The sequence below is a fragment of the Micromonospora sp. BRA006-A genome, from assembly GCF_033433935.1.
GTDB lineage: Bacteria > Actinomycetota > Actinomycetes > Mycobacteriales > Micromonosporaceae > Micromonospora > Micromonospora aurantiaca.
This window is the reverse complement of record NZ_JANCLW010000001.1, coordinates 2672822-2693187: the sequence shown is the minus strand read 5'-3', so window position 1 is coordinate 2693187 and position 20366 is coordinate 2672822. Positions and strand designations below refer to the sequence as shown.

Annotated in this window: 9 protein-coding genes and 2 pseudogenes; 4 read left to right on the top strand and 7 right to left on the bottom strand. The window is 72.4% G+C overall.

Annotated elements, in window-relative coordinates:
- Positions 1-130 precede the first annotated feature (130 nt).
- Together NMK34_RS12825 and NMK34_RS12820 are read left to right on the top strand one after the other, a co-directional pair.
- Positions 131-964, top strand: a complete 834-nt coding sequence (locus tag NMK34_RS12825) for a hypothetical protein (RefSeq protein ID WP_318333553.1) — start codon at positions 131-133, stop codon at positions 962-964.
- A complete protein-coding gene (locus NMK34_RS12820) occupies positions 945-1982 on the top strand; it encodes a 3-dehydroquinate synthase family protein (protein WP_318333552.1) in 1038 nt (345 codons plus the stop codon). Before NMK34_RS12825 ends, NMK34_RS12820 begins: the two co-directional genes overlap by 20 nt.
- Before the next feature lie 100 nt (positions 1983-2082).
- Here the strand turns inward: NMK34_RS12820 and NMK34_RS12815 are convergent, their stop codons facing one another.
- Positions 2083-3273 carry an ATP-grasp domain-containing protein gene (locus NMK34_RS12815; protein WP_318333551.1) on the bottom strand — a complete coding sequence of 397 codons (1191 nt, stop codon included), beginning with the start codon at positions 3271-3273 and terminating at the stop codon, positions 2083-2085.
- A gap of 1228 nt (positions 3274-4501) precedes the next feature.
- Here NMK34_RS12815 and NMK34_RS12810 point away from each other — a divergent pair.
- Positions 4502-6433, top strand: a pseudogene (locus NMK34_RS12810) (non-ribosomal peptide synthetase); the annotation flags it as partial.
- 355 nt (positions 6434-6788) lie between these two features.
- Positions 6789-6881: pseudogene (locus NMK34_RS12805) on the top strand (IS5/IS1182 family transposase); the annotation flags it as partial.
- Positions 6882-7849: 968 nt separating this feature from the next.
- Here NMK34_RS12805 and NMK34_RS12800 read toward each other — a convergent pair.
- The 6 genes from NMK34_RS12800 to NMK34_RS12775 form a co-directional block, all read right to left on the bottom strand.
- Positions 7850-9607, bottom strand: coding sequence for a hypothetical protein (locus NMK34_RS12800; protein ID WP_318333550.1), 1758 nt, complete (start codon positions 9605-9607; stop codon positions 7850-7852).
- Positions 9604-13053 (bottom strand): DUF5682 family protein, encoded by a 3450-nt coding sequence (locus tag NMK34_RS12795; RefSeq protein WP_318333549.1) that lies wholly within the window; start codon positions 13051-13053, stop codon positions 9604-9606. The genes NMK34_RS12800 and NMK34_RS12795 overlap by 4 nt, the downstream gene beginning before the upstream one ends.
- The gene (locus tag NMK34_RS12790; RefSeq protein ID WP_318333548.1) at positions 13037-14152 is read right to left on the bottom strand and encodes an AAA family ATPase; all 1116 of its coding nucleotides are present in this window, start codon (positions 14150-14152) and stop codon (positions 13037-13039) included. The genes NMK34_RS12795 and NMK34_RS12790 overlap by 17 nt, the downstream gene beginning before the upstream one ends.
- A complete protein-coding gene (locus NMK34_RS12785; protein ID WP_318333547.1) occupies positions 14149-18879 on the bottom strand; it encodes a hypothetical protein in 4731 nt (1576 codons plus the stop codon). Before NMK34_RS12785 ends, NMK34_RS12790 begins: the two co-directional genes overlap by 4 nt.
- Positions 18876-19784, bottom strand: a complete 909-nt coding sequence (locus NMK34_RS12780) for a DUF4132 domain-containing protein (RefSeq protein WP_318333546.1) — start codon at positions 19782-19784, stop codon at positions 18876-18878. The genes NMK34_RS12785 and NMK34_RS12780 overlap by 4 nt, the downstream gene beginning before the upstream one ends.
- Before the next feature lie 155 nt (positions 19785-19939).
- Positions 19940-20086: a hypothetical protein gene (locus tag NMK34_RS12775; RefSeq protein ID WP_318333545.1), complete on the bottom strand. Its 147-nt coding sequence runs from the start codon at positions 20084-20086 to the stop codon at positions 19940-19942.
- Positions 20087-20366 lie beyond the last annotated feature (280 nt).

Genomic DNA, 20366 nt, shown 5'->3' with positions numbered 1-20366 from the left:
TACCCCTGTCACCCCCTAAGTCGTCCCCAGTTCGGAGCGCCGATCGGGTGGTGGAGCGGGCCTGCGGGCCGATGATGGGGCGACCCCCGCGGACCGTCGAATCCCGTGCTCCACCCGCCCGTCAGCCGAGGTGCCGTCGTTGGAACGCTGCTGGTTGTTCGCCCGTTCGGCCGTACCGGCCGGCGGCTGCCCGGGCACGCGGCTGACCGAGCTGGTCGGCACCGTCCTGACCGGGCTGGTCGCCGCCGCCCGCCGGGCCGATCCCGGCATGGACTGGTTCTTCGACCCGGAGGACTCCCCCGCCGGGCGGCTGAGCCTCGGCTTCCATGCCGCCCCCGCCGCGCTCGACGCGGTACGGGCGGGGCTGCTCGCGTACGACCCGGGGACGTCCCTCGCCGGGGACCGGTGTGTCGTGCGCGACCCCGCGCGGGGCGGCCCGCTCGCGTTCGCGGGCAGCGAACTGGCCCTCACCCTGCTCGGCGGCGACGTGCCCTGGCTGGCCGGCGGCGAGCTGCCGCTGGCCGTGGCGCACCTGCGGCACCTGACCGGGCTGATGCCGGCGGCCGACCGCCTGGCGTTCCTGTTCCTGCACTGGCAGGAACGCAGCCAGCGGCTCACCGGCGCGCAGCGGCGGGACCTGGCCGCGCAGGCCGACGCCGGGGCGGAGAAGATCGTCCTGTCGGCCGGTGACCTACCGCTGGGCGGGGACGTGGCAGTGGCGTGGCAGCGCTACCTGGACCGGGTGACCGACGTGGTGGGCCACGACCACCCGACAGCGCCTCCCGGGTTCCTGCTGGCGCACCACGCGCAGCTCACCCACGATCGGTGGGGCATCCGGCCGGAGGTCGACTCGCTGGCCGCGCTGGCGCTGCGCCTGTCGATGGTGCGGGGCAGCCCGGCCGCGACCGTGCCGGCCCACGTTCCGCAGAGGAGGCAGCAACCACATGCACGCGCCGGTACCTGACCGTCCCGCCGGCGAGCCGGCCCGCGTCGAGGTGGCACTCGGGGAACGGTCGTACCCGGTGCTGATCGGTCCCGGCGTGCGCCACCGGCTCCCGGCGGAGGTGACTCGGATCGGCGCCCAGCGGGTCGTGGTGGTCTCGGCCCGGCCACCGGAGTGGACGCCCGACCCGGGCGTGCCGCACCGGGTGGTGCCGGCCCGCGACGGCGAGCACGACAAGAACCTGACCACTGTGGAACAGCTCTGCCGGGCGTTCGCCGAGTTCGGGCTGACCCGGACGGACGCGGTGGTCTCCTGCGGCGGCGGCACCACCACGGACGTGGTCGGGCTGGCCGCCGGCCTCTACCACCGGGGCGTACCGGTGATCCACCTGCCGACCTCGCTGCTGGCCCAGGTGGACGCCAGCGTCGGTGGGAAGACCGCCGTCAACCTGCCGGAGGGCAAGAACCTCGTGGGCGTGTACTGGCAGCCCCGGGCGGTGCTCTGCGACACCGAGCACCTGGGGACGCTGCCGCAGCGGGAGTGGCGCAACGGGTACGGGGAGATCGCCCGGGCGCACTTCATCGGCGCCGGTGATCTGCGTGACCGGCCGGTGGCGGAGCAGATCGCCGCGTCGGTGGCGTTGAAGGCCCGGGTGGTGGCCACGGACGAGCGGGACTCCGGCCTGCGGCACATCCTCAACTACGGCCACACGCTCGGGCACGCGTTGGAGCGGGCCACCGACTTCGGCATGCGCCACGGTGAGGCGGTCGGCGTCGGCACGGTCTTCGCGGGCCGGCTGGCCGGCGTCCTCGGCCGGATACCGGCCGACCGGGTGGCCGAGCACCACGACGTGGTGGCGGGCTACGGGCTCGACACCACGCTGCCCGGCGGCGTCGACCACGACGAGCTGATCACGCTGATGCGCCGGGACAAGAAAGCAACCTCGGGCCTGTCCTTCGTCCTGGACGGACCGGGCGGAGTCGAGCTGGTCACCCACGTCCCCGAGGTCGCTGTGCGTACCGCACTCGCCGTCATGTGAGGCCGACACCGCCCGGTGCCCGTTCGCCGGCCGGCGCCGCGGGGCGGCCGGGCCGGCGAACGGACGACGAGTCGCCGGAGCCGAGCCCCGGATCGGCGCGTCAGCTACCCAGGGCCCGCTGGATCTGCGCCACCAGCACGCCGCAGGCGTACCGGTCCGCGGCCCCGACCATGCCGACGATGGTCGCCGGCAGCGGGCCGTTGTCCGTCTCCGCCGGATCGTGGTGCATGAACACGACGAACTGCCCCCGGTCGATGAACGGCGCGAGGATCGGCTCGGCGTCGACGCCGGGGGCCAGTGAGAAGAACGTGGTCATGGCGCACGGATGCCGGCCCAGCAGCGAGCTGCGGTGCAGCAGCGAGGTGGTGGCCCCGCTGACCCGGAAGTTCGGGTCGATGACCCGCAGGGCGCCGTCGCGGCCGATCCCGGCGTCGAAGGAGCAGTAGCCCCGGTACCCGAGCGCGCTGGCCTTTCGGACCCCCACGGTCAGCGCTTCGACCAGCTCCTCCGGGGGCTGGTCGTCGTCCATCACACAACCGACCCACGTCGAGGTGGGCTGCGGCAGGTGTACCGACGATCCGAAGTAGTGCACCGATCCGCTGTCGGTCACGCCGAACTGGATACCCCAGATCGTCTGGAAGGGCACCTCCTCCTCGACGATCCACTGCTCGCTCACCTGTTCCAACTGGTTGAACAGGGAACGGTTCCGCCGGTCCCGCAACCGACGGGTGAAGATCGCAATTCCGCTGGACACCTCGACCCCGGCCGGTTTGATGACCGCCGGCCGGCGGTCCCGCGCCACGATCCGGCGCACCTCGGCGGGGGTGGCGACCTGCCGGCGGGGCAGGTACTCCGGCGCGACCAGCGTCTCCAGCACGGTCTTGTTGTTGAGGCGGGCGACCAGATCCGCGGGCACCCGGGCGCGAGCGGCCCGCAGCAGCGGGTCATGCGGAGGAAACTGGAACTCCAGCGTCTCGCCCCGCTCGACGGCTTCCCGCGCGTACCGCACCGCCTGCGCGCCGGAACGGAACTTCCGCAGGTCGCTGGGCGTCTTCAGACCACTCCGGCTGAGCAGACGCAGCGACTTGTCCGCGCTGGAGCCGGTGCTGCAGATCGCCGCCGACTGGTGCGGAAGGGTCAGGTGCAGACCCGTGATCATGTCCAGGCCGTTGTAGAGAGCGGCGCCCGCGCCGGCGAGATAGGGGCTGTCGGCGGTGGCCGTCGGGTCGGGCGGTCGGGCCAGGACCACCCCGTCGTGTGCGAACACCTGTACCTGGATGGGCACCTGCATCTGGTCTCCTGACATGCCGGCCCGGTGCGGGCCTCGGGGTGGCGGTGAAACCGGTGCGCCACGGCCACGAACAGCGGAGAACGTGGCCGAAGGGGTGGGCTCCCGGTCCTGATGCGGCCGCTCGGCCGCGAGAGCCGGGCGTGCCGCGTGCACCGACCGGACGGTCGTGAGCTGGACCGGCCGGGAAGCCGGCTGGCTTATGGCCAGCGTTGCGGCGGCGAGGTGCACACCGCCGGTCAGCGGTTGAGTTTCCAGCCACCGACCGGCGTCATGATCGAAAGATCATAGTCACTATGCATTGCCCCGGGATGGGCCGGACAGGCGAACGCGGACGGCTCTTTCGCCGCCGAGGCCGCCGATACTCCTAGCGGGGCCATCGACTCGGGCTGACCGAAAAGCTGTTCTTCAGAAGGGCTGGAGTCACCGGACGGCGCTGTCGCAGCCCGCGCTGTCGAGGGCCCGGATTCCGGCGGCCACGCCCCCTGCCAGCTCACATCGCCGGCCCGGCCTCGACGCGGCCGGCGGGCACCGCCGAAACGTCCCAGGCCTGCCCGGGGAGGAGATCTCCGGCTGATGCGCTAGGGGTCGACGTGCCGATCTCTAGGGGTGTACGTCACTGCACTGCGCTTCGTATGGTCGGGCCCCGTCGGCTCGTCGTTGCCACTCTCAGCGCACCGGATCGGGTGGCCCGCGAGCGGTGCCGCCCGTCGACGCGCCTCGCGTCACCCCCCCACCGTCCGGCGTACGGCATCCCGGCTGACCGATCGTCGCGGCCCTGAGCCTTTCGGTCGTCCCCTTTCGATCGGAGGTCGAGCTGTTGTCTGTCGGTTTCGATGGCGCCCAGGCCGCGGACGGCGCGGTTGCTCTGGAACTCGTGGGGGACCTGCGGAGGCCGGCGGTGTGGCCCGCGCGGGCGGCCTCGGTGCACCGGGTGCTTCCCGCCTGGCCGTCGCGCGTGACACCGGCCGGGCACGTCGTGGTGGCGGGGCTCGTGGCGGTCCTGGCCCGCTGGACCGGCCAGGACGAGGTGGTGCTCGGGCTGGCCACGGCCGGCGGGTCGGTGGCGCGGGTGGACGTCTCGGGCGACCCGGGATTCGGGGAGTTGGCGGCGCGGGTGGGACTGGCGTGGACGGCGCCGGTGGCGGGCCCGGACCGGCCGGACCCGGTGGCGGTGGAGTTGACCGACGGTCCGGTGGCGGAGACGGGACCGGCCGTGGTGGACGTCGACATGGTGGTGCGCGTGGCGGCGGACGGGTCCGTGCTGCGGGTGGACTACGCGGTGGAGGGATTCTCCGCGCAGTTCGTGCGGGGACTCGTGGATCAGGTAGTGGTGCTCGTCTCCGCCGGGACGGCGGCGCCGCAGGTCGCCCTGTCGCGATTGCCGTTGCTGGACGCCGCGGAACGGGAGCGGTTGCTGACGTGGGGGCGCGGCCCGGTGCGGGAGATCCCGGGTGAGCCGATCCACGAGCTCGTGCTGAGCTGGGCGCGGCGGTCGCCGGAGGCGGTGGCGGGTGTCGCGGGCGACGAGGTGCTGACGTACGGGGAGCTGGATCGCCGGTCCGGGCTGCTGGCGGCGTACCTGCGGTCGGTGGGTGTCCGTGCCGGTGACGTGGTGTCCGTGGCGTTGGAGCGCGGGTTGTGGTCGCTGGTGGCGACGATGGGCGTGCTACGGGCGGGTGCCGCGTACACGCCGATGGACGTGTCGTGGCCCGCGGAGCGGATGCGGGTGCTGCTGGCCGACCACGGCGCGCGGGTGGTGTTGACGGTCGGTGCGGTAGCGCCCCGGATTCCCGCCGGCGACGGGGTCACGGTGGTCGCGCTGGACGACGGCTGGCCCGCGGTACCGGCCGGTGCGGTGGCGGATCTGCCTGCGGTGCCGGTGGACGCGCCGGCGTTCGTCATCTACACGTCGGGTTCGACAGGCACGCCGAAGGGCGTGGTGCTGTCACACGAGAGGCTGGCGAACTTCCTGGCGTGGATGACCGGCGAGTGCGCCATCGGCCCCGGCAGCCGGATGCTGCACTCGGCGGCACCGGTCTTCGACGCCGCGTTCGGGGAGATCTTCGCCGCGCTCACCGGCGGGGGCCGCGTCGTCGTGTGCCCGCGCGACGATCTGCTCGACGCGCGCCGGCTCACCGACCTCGTCAACACCCAGGGCGTCACGCACACGTTCGGACCGGCCACCAACATCGCCCCGCTCGACCCGGCCGCCTGTCCCGGCCTCCGCTGCGTCATCTTCGGCGGCGAGGCCGTCCCGCCGCGGCTGGCCCAGCGGTGGCTGACGGCGGGCACGCGGGTGGTCAACGCGTACGGGCCGGCCGAGATCGCCGTGGCGTGCACCTGGTTCGACGCGTCGAAGGGCTGGCCCGGCGCGTACGTGCCGATCGGCTGGCCGATGCCGAACCGGCAGGTCCGCGTCGTCGACGCGAACCTCGACCTCATGCCGGCCGGGGTTCCCGGGGAGATCCTGATCGCCGGTTTCGGCGTCGCCGACGGTTACCTCAACCGCCCCGAACTGACCGCCCAGCGGTTCGTCACCGACCCGTACGGCGGCGGGCTCGCCTACCGCAGCGGCGACCTGGGGAGATGGAACAGCGCCGGCGCACTGGAGATCCTCGGCCGGATGGACCACCAGGTGAAGGTCAACGGCATCCGCATCGAGCTGGGCGAGATCGAGAGCATCCTCGCCCAGCACCCGGAGGTGGAGGCCGCCGTCGTCGTCCGCCGCGAGGACCGGGGCATGGCCCGCCTCGTCGCGTACGTCACCGGGCGCGACGGCCGTACCCCGGGCACCGGCGACCTGCGCGATCACGCCGCGGCCCACCTGCCCGGCTACATGGTCCCCGCCGCCGTCGTCGTCCTCGACCGCTTCCCCCTCGGCGGCACCGGCAAGATCGACCGGAGTGCCCTTCCCGCACCCGGCGCCCAACGCCCCGACCTCGGCGTGCCGTACGTGGAGCCGGCCACCGAGGGCGAGCGCCTCGTCGCGGAGGTGTTCGCGAGCGTGCTCGGCATCGAGCGGGTCGGCGCCCGCGACGGCTTCTTCCACCTCGGCGGCACGTCGTTGCAGTCCGCCGCCGTCGCCGTCGCCCTCGACGAGGCCGCCGACGTGGTGGTGCCCGTCTCGCAGATCCACCGCACCCCCACCCCGCACGAGCTGGCCCGGTGGCTCGCCACCGCCCCCCGCCGTACGGACACCGGCTCGACCGCGGGACAGGCCCGGCAGCGCCCGGGACCGGTCCCGCTCGCGCAGCAGGTGGCGAAGTGCCTGATGTCGCCGCTGGAGGTCGTCGTCCCGGTCACCTGGTGGATCGAGGGTGAGCTGGACCTACGAGCCCTCATGGCCGCCCTCGGCGACATCCACCACCGCCACCAGGCCCTACACGCCCGCTACCGGCGCACCGACCCACCAACCGCAATCATCCCACCCAACCCCGGCATGCCCCAGCTACGGCTACTCGCCGACGCCACCACCGAACACGACGCCCTCGACCAACTCGCCGAAGCAGTACAACAACCCGCTGCGCTGCTGCCCACGCCGAGCGACCGCGATCGTGCAGGCCATCCTCGTCCTGCACCGCGTCGAAGCCGACCGCCACGCAGGATGAAAATGGCTCACCGATGACGAACTTGGTTGCCGCACCGCGTAAACGGGGGGTTTTCGGGGGGCGGTTCAAATCTCCATCGAAGAAAATCGAAGCCCTGACCAGTGTTCCCGCTGGTCAGGGCTTCTTCTTTGTCGGGACGGCCGGATTCGAACCGACGACCCCTTGACCCCCAGTTTTACAACGATTCTGTCACGTGATGCCGGAACAGCTCGATACATCCGCATACCCGGACACAGCGACATCACGCGTCACGTTCTCATGCCATCGGATGTCGGGCACTCCTCCCCTGGCGGCGAGCCCTCGCCGTTCCCGGGTCCGTTACGGCGAACGGTCAAGGATTCGCCCTGCCGCCCCATCCAGACTCCATGGTTGACGAGAAACACAGCCCTTGGAGCGTCCTAGGATAGAAGTCCGGAGGCGTTCGGCGCCCATTGCTTCACAACAGCCCGGATTCTTTGAGGCGCCCCACCGATCTGCTGCCGCCGGCCGGGCTCACCGAGCGGTGGGAGCGGATCCGATGGTGACCACGCGCGCCCACTCGGGTGGCGAGTCCGGCACTTGGTCGAGATCGCTGTCGTCCCACCGGCTGACTCGAGGAAACAGTCCCACGACGGTTCGACAGCGCGGGCGTAGGGTCGGCCAGGGTGTCTGCCTTTGGTCAGCACGACGATGCCCGGTTGCCCGTCCGCGACCGAAAATTCGCTGCCCTCGGCGACGAGAGGAACGAGCGTGCAGTCCTGAGGGGACGCTGGAGCGATGCGCCAACTTGGCGGGAAGCCGTCGTCACCATGGAGCCCGGCACCACCCACCTCGGCCGGACGATCCGGGACTGCCGGACGATCCGGGACTGCTGCAAGAGTCAAGTCCGGGGTTTCGAGTCCTTTGACCATGTCGAGCCACATACTTTTCCCGCTCCTGAAGCACTACGGCAGCAGGGCTTGTCGAAGCGGACGTGCACAGGGGCAGCATCAGGCTGACGGCTGCCACGTGGCCTGCCATGATCCTGCGGCTGCGGCTGTAGTCGCAGCGTGTTGGTAGGCCGCAGCGGTCAGCCAGGCCACCGCCAGGGCGGTGGAGTCCTGCTGGTTCAAGCGGCCGAACGCGTCGCGGCTACGCCGGTGGCCCGCGCGCCGTAGCTCTCGCAGCACGGACGCGGCTGTCGGCAGCTGGGCGTCCAGCAGCGCTCGCAGGTCCCGATCGACGTCCGGCATCAGGGCGCTGCGACCGGCGGCGACAACTCGTTGTAGGTGGTGGGCGAGGAGATGCAGCGGTGGTTGAGGTTGGTCGGCGCCCGAAGGCTCCGTGGTTGCGGCGCCGGGTAGGTCGGCACGCTGTAGCTGGTCGACGCCGAGGTCGATGTGTCCGGCGAAGCGGTTCGGCAGCCAGGGCGCGGCAACGGCGAGACCGTGGACATGGCGGCGTCCGTGGAAGCGCCCGACCATTCGTACCGGCCTGCCGGTGGCGTGGGCGGCGAGCAGGCGCAGGTTCGCGACGTACGGAAGCATCGGATCGTCGTGTGGGGCCAGGACGGTGACCGGCCCCGGCAGTTGCGCCGTCTGCAGGAGTAGGCCTCGCTGGTCGGCGGCGAGGACGCCGTCGAAAAAGGCGAGGTCGTGGCCGGCGGGCCGCTCGTTTCGGGCGAGTTCCAGGGCGTTCAGCCAGCGGGCGGCCTGTTCGGAGATCGGTTGTCGCCAGAGGGCGTCGGCTGGTTCCTCGTGCCAGCTGCGGCCTGTGGTTCGTACGGCCTGCACTGTCCTGCCGTGGCTGAGGCGCCGGTCGACGGATGCGTGGGCGTTGACGGCGATGATTCCGGCGCGGCCCAACTCGCGGTGGCTGAGCGTCACGTCGCCGAGGTTGACGCTTGAGTGTGCGGCGTTGCGGGCTATGTCGCCAGCGCCGGGGCGTGCCTGCGCCAGGCTCCAGATCGCTGCATCGCCGTCGGTCAGGTAGCTGATCGCGCCGACGTGGCCGGTGCTGGTGCGCAGCGGCTCGGTGCACAGTCCGTACAGGTGCAGGTCGCCGACCGGGCTGTAGCCGCGCCGGCTGGTGCCCCGGGCGGCTCGCTGGTCACCGATACCTTCGGTGAGGAGGTGACAGACGGTCAGCGCCTCGCGCAGATCCTCGGTGAGGTCGGCCAGCCGGAATCCGGAGATTCCCCGGCGGGCTGCGCGCAGTTGTTCAACCACTCTGGTCGCGGCTGTCGCCAGTCGGGGCAGTCCGACGGCGCGGGCCTGGTGGATGGCGCGGAGCAGGTCCGCCTGGGTCACCGCGCCGGCGCCTGCCACCCCGTGTTCGAGGATCTGGGCAGCGACGTCGCGTACCTGGGCGGCGGCGGCCTTCTCCTCGGCGGTGGTGGACGGGGCGGCGGCATCCGGCGGGTCGGCTTCGGTGGTCACGACGGCCCCGGCGGTGGCCACGTCCGGTCCGGCTGCGGCCGCATGGTGTGGCTGCGTGGTCAGGACGGGTGCGGCGCTGAGCACCGCGGCCCGATGCAGGCAGCGTGGTGCGAGCAGGCAGTTGCAGGCGGCTCGGTCCGCCGCGTCGACCGGTGTGGTGAGGGTGACTGTGACATGGTCGTCCAAGGCGATCGTCGCGCCGGAGTCGGACGAGGCGATGGTCCAGGTCGGCTGCTTCTCGAGAGCCTGGTCGAGCTTGGACCGCAGCCGGGTGGGCAGAGCGGCGACGGCGTCGGCGGTGACGTGTGGTGCGACGTCCGGCAGGCTCATCGGACCTGGTCTCCGATCCAGCGGGCGAGTTCGGTGGGGCTCAGCGCGGCGATGGGCATCCCAGCAGCCACGAGTTGCCCGGCGACGGCGGTGCTGTAGCGGGGTTGGCCACGGTCGTCGAGGCTGGCGCAGCCGAGCAGGGTGACGCCGTCGTCGGCGAGCGCCCAAACGGCGGCCAGTAGTCCGCCGATGGGATGCCCCTCTTCGAAGTCGCTGACGAGCACGACGAGGCTGCGGCTGGGGGTGGTGACGATCTGCCGGGCGTAGCGTAGGGCGGCGGCGATGTGGGTGCCGCCGCCGACACTGATCTCCATCAGCAGGCTGAGCGGGTCGACGACCCGGTCGGTCAGGTCGACGACGTCGGTGGAGAAGGTGACGAAGTGGGTTCGCAGGGTCGTCACGCCGGCGAGGACGGACGCGGTCAGCGCGGCCCAGATAGTGGACGGTTCCATCGACCCGGATACGTCGACGAGGAGGATGACCTGCCAGTCGACGCTGCGTCGACCGCGGCTGCGGAAGACGAACCGTTCGGGGCTGATCTGGGCCGCGCCGTGGGAGTCGATGTGCGCGGTGCGCAGGTTGGCATGAACGGTGGCTCCGAGGTCTAGGCGCCCGGTGGGTCGGCGGCTGCGTCGTGGTGTGGCGAGTCCGCTGAGTGCCGGTCTGATCTGTCGGGCCAACTGCTCGGTCAGCTCGGCGACGAGCCAGGCGACGAGTGGGCGCAGTCCGTGCAGCTGCGCCTCGGGCAGACCGCCGGCCAGAGCCAGGACGGTGTGCAGCAGTTCCACCGAGGGTCGGACGTTCTCGGGCGCGATGGTGAGGAGGGCGTCAGCGCGTCCGCGTTCGGCGGCGCGGGCGAGCACCTCGTCGCGTACTGCCGCGCCGAACAGCGCTTCGAGGTCGCCAGCCCAGTCGCGCACCTGGGGGTAAGCAGGTTGTCGTCCGCCGCCAGGTCCGGCGGTGGTGTGAGAGCCCTCTCCCCTGCCGTTCCCGTACAGCTCATCGAGCGCGGTAGCGAGTCGGCGGGCGCCCGGTGGCAGGTCGTCGCGGCGGCGGCCGAGCAGTAGTCGCCAGCGCTGCGCGGCGGGGAGCGTCTGGGGGCGGGATGCCTGGCGGGATTCTGCCGGGGGCGGTGGTGGACCCGACCACTCGGCGGCGCTGTCGCTTGTGCCCGCAGGCAGTCCGAGGGCGGTCAGGGCCTGGCGTCCCTTCTGGTCGACGGCGAGCCAGTCGGCGAGCAGGCTCGGTGCGACGGTCATCGTCGCGTCGAGGTCACCAATGCGGTGACGGACGGTGTCCAGAAGGCGGTCCCGATCGGCGGGGCTCAGCGCGTCGAAACCGCCGCGCAGCGCGGGCAGCCGGCGGATGTAGTGCTCGTCGTCCCAGCCGTCTACGGTGTCCAGCAGCGGGGCCAGCGTTTCCCCGCCGGCCTCCAGCAGGGCGCCGGCAACGCTGAGTGCTCCACGGAGTCGGTCGGTGCACTCGGCGGCGGGCATCTCGGCCCAGGACGCCAGGGCAGCACCGAACGCATGGGGCTCGGCGAGGCCGAGCAGCATCTGGACGGCGTGGCCCGCTCCTCGCATCAGCGGTGATCCCTCACGGGCGAGGTGGCTGACGGCGTCACCGAGCCGCAGCAGGTGGCCGCTGTCGTCGGCGTGCCGAACGAGGTCGAGCAGGGCGCGGGCGTCCCCCGCATCGGTCGATCCGGCGAGCCCGTTGACGGCGCGGACTGCGGCGGCGTGCAGGTGGGCCAGGTGCTCGCCGAGGCCCGTCGGTGGTGACGGCGTGGCGGGTATGTGCCCGCGTTGCAGCCGCTGGAGCAGTTGGCTGGCGGTGGCGAGTTCGGCGAGCGTGGCGGTGCCGGTCGCCGCGGCGTGCAGGTCGGCGAGGCGGACGTCGACGGCGTCGGGCAGGCCGCAGGCGGCGGCGCGCGCGAGCCCGGAGATGGCCTGTGCGGCGGTGGGGCCGCCGTTGGCAACCTCACGGCGGCGCCGGATGTTCAGCATGCCGGCGGCGGCTTGGGCGAGGGTGACGCCGTGTGGGCTGGCGGCGGCGAGGGCGGCTTCGGTGCCGGGCTGCCAGTGCAACCGCCAGCGGGTGGTGAGGGTGTCGGCCGTGGTGGTCTCGACCGGCTCGGCGTAGGGCACCTGGCAGGCCCGCAGTCGCTGCAGGGTGGCCTCTCGTCGCTGTTCGAGCGGGTTACGCAGCGGGTCGAGGCGAACGGTGCGGGGCGCCTCACCGGGGCCGGGCAGGCGCAACTGCCGCAAGAGAGCTGTGGTTGCGGGGGTCAGCCCGCAGACGGGTGTGTCCGGGCAGAGGTGACCACGGCGCTGTCCGATCAGGGTGTGCTGCATGGCGGCGGCGACCGCTCGGCCGCGGCCGACCGGCTCGCCCTGGGCGAGGACCGTCTGCAGCGCTTCGACGAGTTCACCGCGTCCGGCGGTGGGCAGGTTTCGCAGTCGGGCCAGATCGTGGGCGAGCCGTGCGATTTCGGCGGCCTCCGCCGGTCCCGTGGGGTGTCCCTGGTCCCGCAGGTGGCGCGTGATCTCGACGGCGAAGCCGCGCAGGCGGGCGGCCAGCGCGGTGGGGTCGGCATGAGCCTCGTGGACAGCCTGCTGCCAGCGAGGATCGCGGATTCCGGCGGGATAGCCCGACCGCGCGTCGAGCAGGTCGAACGAGTAGGGCACCAGCGAGATGACCGGTGCGCGCCGTGGCGGCTCGGCGTCGGGTGGTGTGTTGGGCGATGGCTGAGCGGGTGTGGTCAAGGCGGGGGCGTGGAAAGCGCCGACGACGACGGCGAGGCGGCCCGGGGTTTCGGCGATGCGTTGTCGCATCCATGCCTCGCGCCGCTGGTCGAGGGCGCCGATTCCGCCGGCGGTGGCATCGGCACGCAGCGCCCAGCCGACCGCCAGCGCCGATCGGCGTACCGCCTCGGGCGGTGAACCGGGGGCTGCGGCTTCGACCCAGCGGTCCCACAGGTCGTCGCCGGTCCGCCCGGTCAGGGCGGCCCGCACGGTATCGGCGTAGCCGCTCGCCCGGGGGCCGACGGCCGGACATTCCTGCCAGGCCGGGTCGGTCAGCGGCAGGTCGCAGCAGTGGGCCGGCACGCCTCGACATTGCGCCCACCGCAGCGCGGCCAGCTCGGGGGAGAAGTCGGCGAACGGGTAGAACGCCAGCGGTCCGCCCTCGTCGCCGTCGGCGGCGGCGAGGGCGACCGGGGCGTGGGTGTCGGGGTGCGCCAGCCAGGGCAGCCACGGCTGCATGTCGGCGGGCAACTCGACCAGCACCGCGTCCGGGGCGGCCGCGTCCAACAGGGCGGGGATCGCCGCGGCGAGCACCGGCGAGTGGTGCCGCACTCCGATCAGGGTGACGCGGCCGGTGTCGGTGAGACGTGCGACGGCGGCGCGGGGGTCGCCGGCGGTGATGTGGTCAGTCGCGGAGGACATCGCGCTGTTCCCAGAGCTGCCGCCACATCCGGCCGCCGGCCTCTGCGCGTCGGCGCAGGGCGCCGTCCCAGTACGCCAGCAGCCGCGCGTGGTCGGCCGGGTCGTCCTTGCGCACCACGCCCAGCAGGTGCCCGGGGAGCAGGGACAACGGATCCGGGCCGGGCAGATACGAGGTGGACAGGCCGATCGACGTGGCGACGGCGACCGCCTCGGCGGTGCTCATGACTGAGGACGGGCGTTCCACCTCCCAGCCCTCGACGGTGCTGCCGGTGCGCCGGTCACGGAAGGCGGTCACCAGCGTCTCCAGCACCGCCTCGTCCACCGTGTACGCGGCGCCGACCCGTTCGACGGTGGCGCGGGCCTGCCGGGTGACGAGGGCGACCTCGGCGTCGAAGTCGGCGATCGGCGGGACCACCTCGAAGTTGAACCGCCGTTTCAACGCCGCAGACATCTCGGACACGCCGCGGTCGCGCAGGTTCGCCGTGGCGATGACGCAGAAGCCGGGGGCCCCGTAGGCGACGGGGTCGTCGGCAAGCTCGGGCAGGACCAACCGACGGTCGGACAGGATCGACACCAGCGCGTCCTGCACCTCGGGCAGGCAGCGGGTAATTTCCTCGACCCGGGCGACGGCGCCGGTGGTCATGGCGGTGAGCACCGGTGAGGGCACCAGCGCCTCCCGGGACGGCCCCTTGGCCAGCAGAAGCGCGTAGTTCCAGCCGTAGCGCAGCTGTTCCTCAGTGGTACCGGCCGTACCCTGCACGGCCAAGGCACTTGTGCCGCAGATCGCCGCGGCGAGCAGCTCGGACAGCATCGACTTGGCAGTGCCCGGTTCGCCGACGAGCAGCAGGCCCCGCTCACCGGCCAGGGTCACCACACACCGCTCGATCAGGGCCCGCTCCCCCACGAACTTCGGCGCGATGGTGACCTGACGGCCGTCGGGGCCCGGCACGGGGCGGCCGGCGGAACCGGCGATGAACGTGACCACGGCATGAGGGGTCAGCCGCCAGCCGGGCGGGCGGGGACCACGGTCGGCGGCGGCCAGGAACGCCAGCTCGTCGGCGTACAGGTGCTCCGGCGGGTCGATCTGTCGGGTGCTCACGCCTTCTCCTGCAGGTCGAGGTAGCGGGGGTTGTCACCGGCGGTCACGCGATCCCACGCTGCGCGGTACAGCTCCGGCATGGTGCGGTTGACGAGGGTCAGTCCGTTGAGGAACAGGTACAGCGGCTGCTTCCAGGTCTCCATCGGCGTGCTGGGGGCCTTCGCCGCGAGCCAGCCGCCGGGCAGGAAGACGCCGCGGCCCGCCCGTTCCCGCTTGCCCGCCAGCACCAGACCGGCGTCGAGAAGAGCCGCCTGGGCCTGCTTGAGGGTGGCGGGCTTCCAGGCGTTCCAGGTCCGCACATTGACATCGGTGGGGTTGGGCAGGGCCAGCAGCTGCAGGTAGTAACTCGCCGGGTCACGGTCGAGGCCGGTGTGAACCGCGACGGCGTCGACCAGCTCGGGTGCGCTGACCCGCGGGTCGCGGTGTTCGCCGCCGACGCCGTCGGGGGTGGCCAGCACGGCGGTGATGTCCGGGGAGAGCACCAGCCGCAGCGCGTCCGCGACCGGGCCGGAGACGAAGCTGACCGCGGGATCATGCGGTCCGTTGAGGCGGGCCGGGGCGAGATGGTGCACGACCGTGTCCCGGAAGGCGTGTCCGGGCACCAGCGCCGGCCCCGCCTGGGGTGGCTCGTCCACCTCGTGTCGCCCGGCGCCGATCAGCAACCGCGGGTTGCGCAGCCGCTCCCGCAGCAGCTCCAGCGCCCGAGGCAGGGCGTCGCGCATCGGGTCACCCCACGGCAACTCGTACGCCAGCCACAGCAGCGCCACCGTGCACCCGTACAGGTGGTTGCCGTCGAACGGGGTTCCGCTGGTGGCGGTGGTCTCCAGTCGGCCCCAGTCGCCGGGGCGGCTCTCGCCGTCGGTCGTCAGCCAGCTTCCCGGTGCCGGGTTGGCGATCGTCTGCAGGATGTCGGCCGCTTGGGTCGTGGGCAGGACACGGGTGGCGTCGGCAAGCAGGTGCTCGCCGATGACGACGCGGACGCCGCGCAGTGCCAGCCAGGCCGTCGCCAGCCCGTCGACGTCCGGGCCCCGCCGCCACAGATCGGCCGAGTCCCGCGGCATCGCCGCGTCCACCAGCGCGATCCGCTGCCCGTACGACAGGGACTTCAAGGCGTCGCGGGCCGCGCGCGCCTGCGTGGTGTTCACGCCGAGGATGCGCCGCTGTTCGGCGGTGAGAAAGTTCGCCTGCCACTCGTCGATGCCGGGAAGACCGGCCAGCAGCAGAGCGGCCTCCGCCCGCGTCATGCCGGTGCGCTGCACCAGGTCATCGACGCATTCCGCACGCCAGCGGGCCGGGCCCTGTTCGGCGAGCAGTCGGCAGAACGCCGCGATGCGATCGGCGCCGCGCCAGCCGGCCGCGACGATCTCCGCCTCGACGGTGGCACCCGACGGCGGGGTGAACCGCCCGTCCGGGGACAGCTGCACCGCCGTACGCCGCCACTGCTTGCTCCGCCCGGCGTACCAGGTGGGACTGCGCTCCGGCAGCAGCACCGTCACCTGGCCGCCGTCGCGCTGAACGGTCCGCTGGCTCTCCGGAGGTGCCTCGTCCCAGGTCACGGTGAGCACCCGCACGGCCTGCCCAGGGTCGGAGAGGATGGTACCGGCCAGGGTGGACACCAATTGCGTCAAAGCGGCCCGCTCCTGCTCGCCGGTCACCAGTGCGGCGGCGCGGACGGCCAGGGCGCCGAGTCCGCCGAGGGCGTCCACCCACGTCGGGGTGGCTGCCGGTACGTCCTCGACCGTCCCGGCCGTGAGAAGGTCCGCGACCGCGGTGACCTGCCGGAGAACATCGTGCCGGGTCTGCGCTCTGCCCGAGTAGTAGGTGAACCTCTCCGCCGGCAGCAGCCCCGACCAGGCGGTGCGCAGCACATCGTCGGCGACGGTCTCGACGGTGCTCTCCTCGACCGGGTCGGTCGCCAACAACTGTGGCAGCCCCTCCAGTCGCCGGCGCAGGCGTACCGCGCGCACCACCTTGTCCGCCAAGGCGGAACGCAGGACGGGGTCGGTCACCTCCGTCAGCACCTCGGTGACGATGGCCAGCGCGGCCGCATTGATTTCGGTGGACTTCGTGACGGCGTCGGCGATTGCCATCAGCCGGGCCGCGTCGGCGGCGTCGATACGCCGCAGGCGGGCCGAGCCCTGCCCGTCGCGCGCGCCCAGCGCGTGCCACCAGGCCAACGGCGGCAGGTACCGGGATGTCCTGCAACGGTCCACCGGCTCGCGGCCGTCGGCGCTCCACACCGTCAGCTCCAACTCGGCCCGGTGATGGGGCCGCCCGGTCACCGGAAGTACCACGTCGCTGCCCGGCAGCTGGAGCCCCGCCACCAGCGCGTCACTGTGGAACGGGTTGCGGCTGGCCCGCACCGCGGTCGGGTGCCAGGACACCCGCCGCCCGTCAACCCCCTCCCCCACCTGCGTGCCGTCCGGCAGCCGGGTCACCCGCCACCCCACCAGCCCGTCCCGCCAGCCCAGCGGCGACGAGGCGAACTCTGCCGGAGCCGGCCGCAACTCACACAGGTCAGCCAGGAGGACCCCGTCGCGCGGCAGGTCGGTGGCGAAGAACGCGGGCAGGCTGTAGCGACCGCCCTCGCCCGTCGCCGGGTCGTACTCCCGCCAACGCCGCTCACCGGCCGTCGGGTCGGTGGGCCGTTCACAGCGCCAGAACGAGACCCCGTCACTGGCGACCGGATATGTCCCGGCCGGGCCGCGGGTGTCTCCGGCGTGCCAGGGCCGACCGCCCGTGGTCGTCGCGCCTTCGGGCAGCGGCAACGGCAGCGACCGTCGGCCCCACAGGGCGTGGTCCGTCGGTTGGTCGGGCTCAACCAGCACGTCCGGGTCGGCGGACCAGTAGCCGACAAGCCGGCCGCTGGTGCTGTACCAGGTGACCAGGAGCTGCCCATCGACCAGCCGACAGCTGGTGTCGGAGTAGGAGTTGCGCGCGTGTGGGCTGTCCGATGGCGGATACCGGAAGATGTGTTCGCTGATCAGGCCGTTGACGTCGACGACGTGCGCCGTCCGGTTGTCCTGCACCACCAGCTGCGGCCAACCGTCGCCGTAGCGTCGGCCGAGTTTGTCCTCGGCCACCTGCTCATAAGCCGGCCACGACAGCTCAGCGACCAGACCGGCGCGCAACGACCGCGCGAGCACCGCAGGCACGTCGACCCGCGCCAAGGCGGTGAACGCCTCCGGTGCCAGCGCCACGCCGGCGGGCGACCACACGGCCGCGAGCTGGGACAGTGCCTCGTCCAAGCCGATCAAGGTACCCTCCGGCACCCGGGCGGCCCGTTCGACGAGCAGCTCGGACAACACCTCGCGCAGGCCGGCCGCTCCCAGCGTCTCGGTGACCAGCTGCGCCGACAGTGGCCCCGACCCGTGCCTGCTGTGCAGCCCCGACAGCGCGTCGGCCGCCCCACGCGCCAGCAGCACCCGACATTCGGGGTCGGCGGCCACGGCCCGCAGGTCTCGCCGGCCGGGACCGTCGTCCTGAACCCAGGCGGACACGTTGAACGCACTGCTGTCTGTCTCCACCGCCACCGGCACCCCGCCGGTCAGGCAGACGTCGAGAACGTCCAGGTCGGCCCGGTGCGCGAAGCCGCTCCACAACGTGACCGGCCGGTCCTCCGCCCGCAACCGCGGCACCAGATCCGCCACCACACCGATGAGCCGCTCGCAGCGGCGTCGGCTGCGCCGCTCCCGCAGCGCCATCAACCGCTCCAGCCATCGGGCCGCGGACACCGTCGCCGCCTCGTCCCGCAGCAGATCGAGCGTGCCCGTTGCCTCCAACAGCTCCAGCCAGAAGTCGGTGACATCCGTCGACCAGCCCGGCGGCTCGGGGAACATCTCCACCAACCGGGTACGCACCGCCGGGTCCCGCCTGGCCAGCCGCATCAGGGGTGTGCGGTACGCCTTCCACACCGGCTCGCTCGAGCGAGCCATCGCGGGGAACGCCAGCAACTGCCGGATCACCGCCTCGGCCTGCTCCTCGACGTCCACGCCGGCAGCCTTCGCCAGCCGTCGCAGGTCCTCTGCCATCGCCGCGTACGGCGGCAGTCCGCCGGCGACGCGACGAATCGCAAGGGTCCGCACCAGCTCGTACGCCTCAAGCGCCGGCCGCCGTGCCGCGACCGCGCGAGAGTACTCGGTCAGCATCTTCGCCGTCAGCGCACCGGCGAAGGCAAACTCCAGATGCACCTCCCGCAGCCGCTCCTCGTCCACTGCGAGCCCGTGCATCTGTTCGGCCCGACGGGCCTCGGCGAAGCAGCCGCCAGCCATCCGCGGATTGTCGGCGGCGAGGAACGCCCGCCCGGCCTGCTCCCAGAACGTCGGCAGGAAATGCGGTGCTGCTGCGCCCAGCCGAGTGGCCAGTTGCTGATAGCCCTCGCGGGCGTTGCCCGGCTTGGAGGCGGCGGTCCGGGCCAGCCGCGCCATGTCCTTGACCATCGCCAGTGCGTGCCGGCCGTTAGCGGGATCGTTGATCAGCGCCCAGGCCGGGAATCCGAGCGACTGCCGGCGGGCCGTGCCCACCGGCGTGGGTTCGACGCTGCGGCTGAAGCCGAGGAACTCCATCGACAGATCCTCGGCTTCCCCGAGGGTGGCGCCGGCCAGACGCACCGCGGCCCGGCCACTGAGCGCCGGATGGGTGTAACGGCGGGCGGTCACCACGTCGCGTCCCGCCTGCGCCTCACCACCGGGCAGGATGGCCCCCGCCTCCAACAGTGCCTCACTCACGCCTGCTCACCGTCCTCGTCGACAACCCGGCCGGCGTACAGGTTCGCCGCCATCCGCATTCCTTCCGACCACGCCACCGGTCCCACCGCCGCCAGCGCCACCGCCTCCCCTGCACGACCGGTGAAGTTGAGTGGGCCGGTCTCGGTCTCGTACAGCGGATCGCCCTCGCCGATCCACACCGAGGCGACGATCGGAATACCGTCCTCCCACACCCGCAGCGACGCAGCGCCGCCCTGCACGCGGTAACCCGCCGACGTCGTCCTCGCCTGCACGTGGCGCAACTCCTTGTAGCGGCCGCCGGCGTACCGGGACACCTCCCGCCGTCGTTCGTCGTCGGACTCCGGCCGCGTCCACACCTCACGGAACAGCTGCAGCGTCGCCTGCCGCACCCCCAGGTCGGCGGCGAACTCCCGCAGATCCGCCAGTTCAGGCAGCCGAACCGGGTGAGGCAGAACAACCTGCTCGACGGTGAGACGGCCACTCTCGCCATCCAGGTCCACCACCCCGAGACCCTTCTCGGGGTCCGCGTCACGTAGCAGCCCCGCCCGGTCGGTATCCCATCGCCCGGCGTCGTCGAGCGGCACCACGACCAGATCACGCAGCGGAGTCCGCCACGAGTCGTCTGCCCAGACCTCGCAGATCACCGTGGTGGGCACCGGGAGAGACCGGATCATCCACTGCTCGACCTCACGCCGGCAGGAGAGCTCGTGCCGCTTCAACCACTCCGACAGCTGCCGCAGGCCGACCACCACGTCGGCATCGCGCAACGCCTTCGGCAAACTCTTCAGCGGCTTTCCCTGGCGGTTCCGCGCGACCACCCGGCCGCGCTCCAGGCTCACCTCGTAATCGGCACCGGCCGACAGCCAGCCCATGTTGATCTCCTCCCGGCGGGCAGTGAGCGGCATTGTGCCATCCGGGACCGACACTGGAAGATCACCGTCAACGGGATGCGCAGACCCGCGACAGCCGGTAGCACCTGCGGGTCGTCGACCTCCGGCTGCGCCGCATGCCGGCCGAGTTAAGGATGGCCTGCTCGTCGAGGCCCGGGTACCGGCCACCGTCACGCATGCTTGTCACGGCCCACCGCCAGCAGCACGTCGACCAACTCCGAGCCGTACGTCGGCTGCTGGCTGATCTCTCGACGCAGCTCCTCCAGAGCCCACACCATCGGATCGTCGCTGCCGGCCGTTTCCACGGTGCCGATCAACGGCGCCCGTCGCGTGGAATCCCTCGCCAGCTCCCTCCGGTGAACCCGGCGTGCGCCAGTGGCGACGAGCATCTCTGCCACAAGGGGGAACCGATCGATCCCGCGCGCGATCCACCCAGCCGCTGTGCAGCCGTGCGAATGGGCCATCGCCTGTGGCGTGAAATGCCCGGGGCGAGCCTTCCCTGGGCGGCCACGACCTCGCGATCTCCTGCAGGGCGTCGGCATCGGGCGCAGCGGCCATCGCGGCGATCCGAGGGGATTGCGCGAAGCGACAGCCAGC

Coding starts and splice junctions, on each gene's coding strand:
- NMK34_RS12820 (WP_318333552.1), top strand. CDS start 945: ATGCACGCGCCGGTACCTGACCGTCCCGCCGGCGAGCCGGCCCGCGTC.
- NMK34_RS12815 (WP_318333551.1), bottom strand. CDS start 3,273: ATGCAGGTGCCCATCCAGGTACAGGTGTTCGCACACGACGGGGTGGTC.
- NMK34_RS12800 (WP_318333550.1), bottom strand. CDS start 9,607: ATGAGCCTGCCGGACGTCGCACCACACGTCACCGCCGACGCCGTCGCC.
- NMK34_RS12795 (WP_318333549.1), bottom strand. CDS start 13,053: ATGTCCTCCGCGACTGACCACATCACCGCCGGCGACCCCCGCGCCGCC.
- NMK34_RS12780 (WP_318333546.1), bottom strand. CDS start 19,784: ATGCCGCTCACTGCCCGCCGGGAGGAGATCAACATGGGCTGGCTGTCG.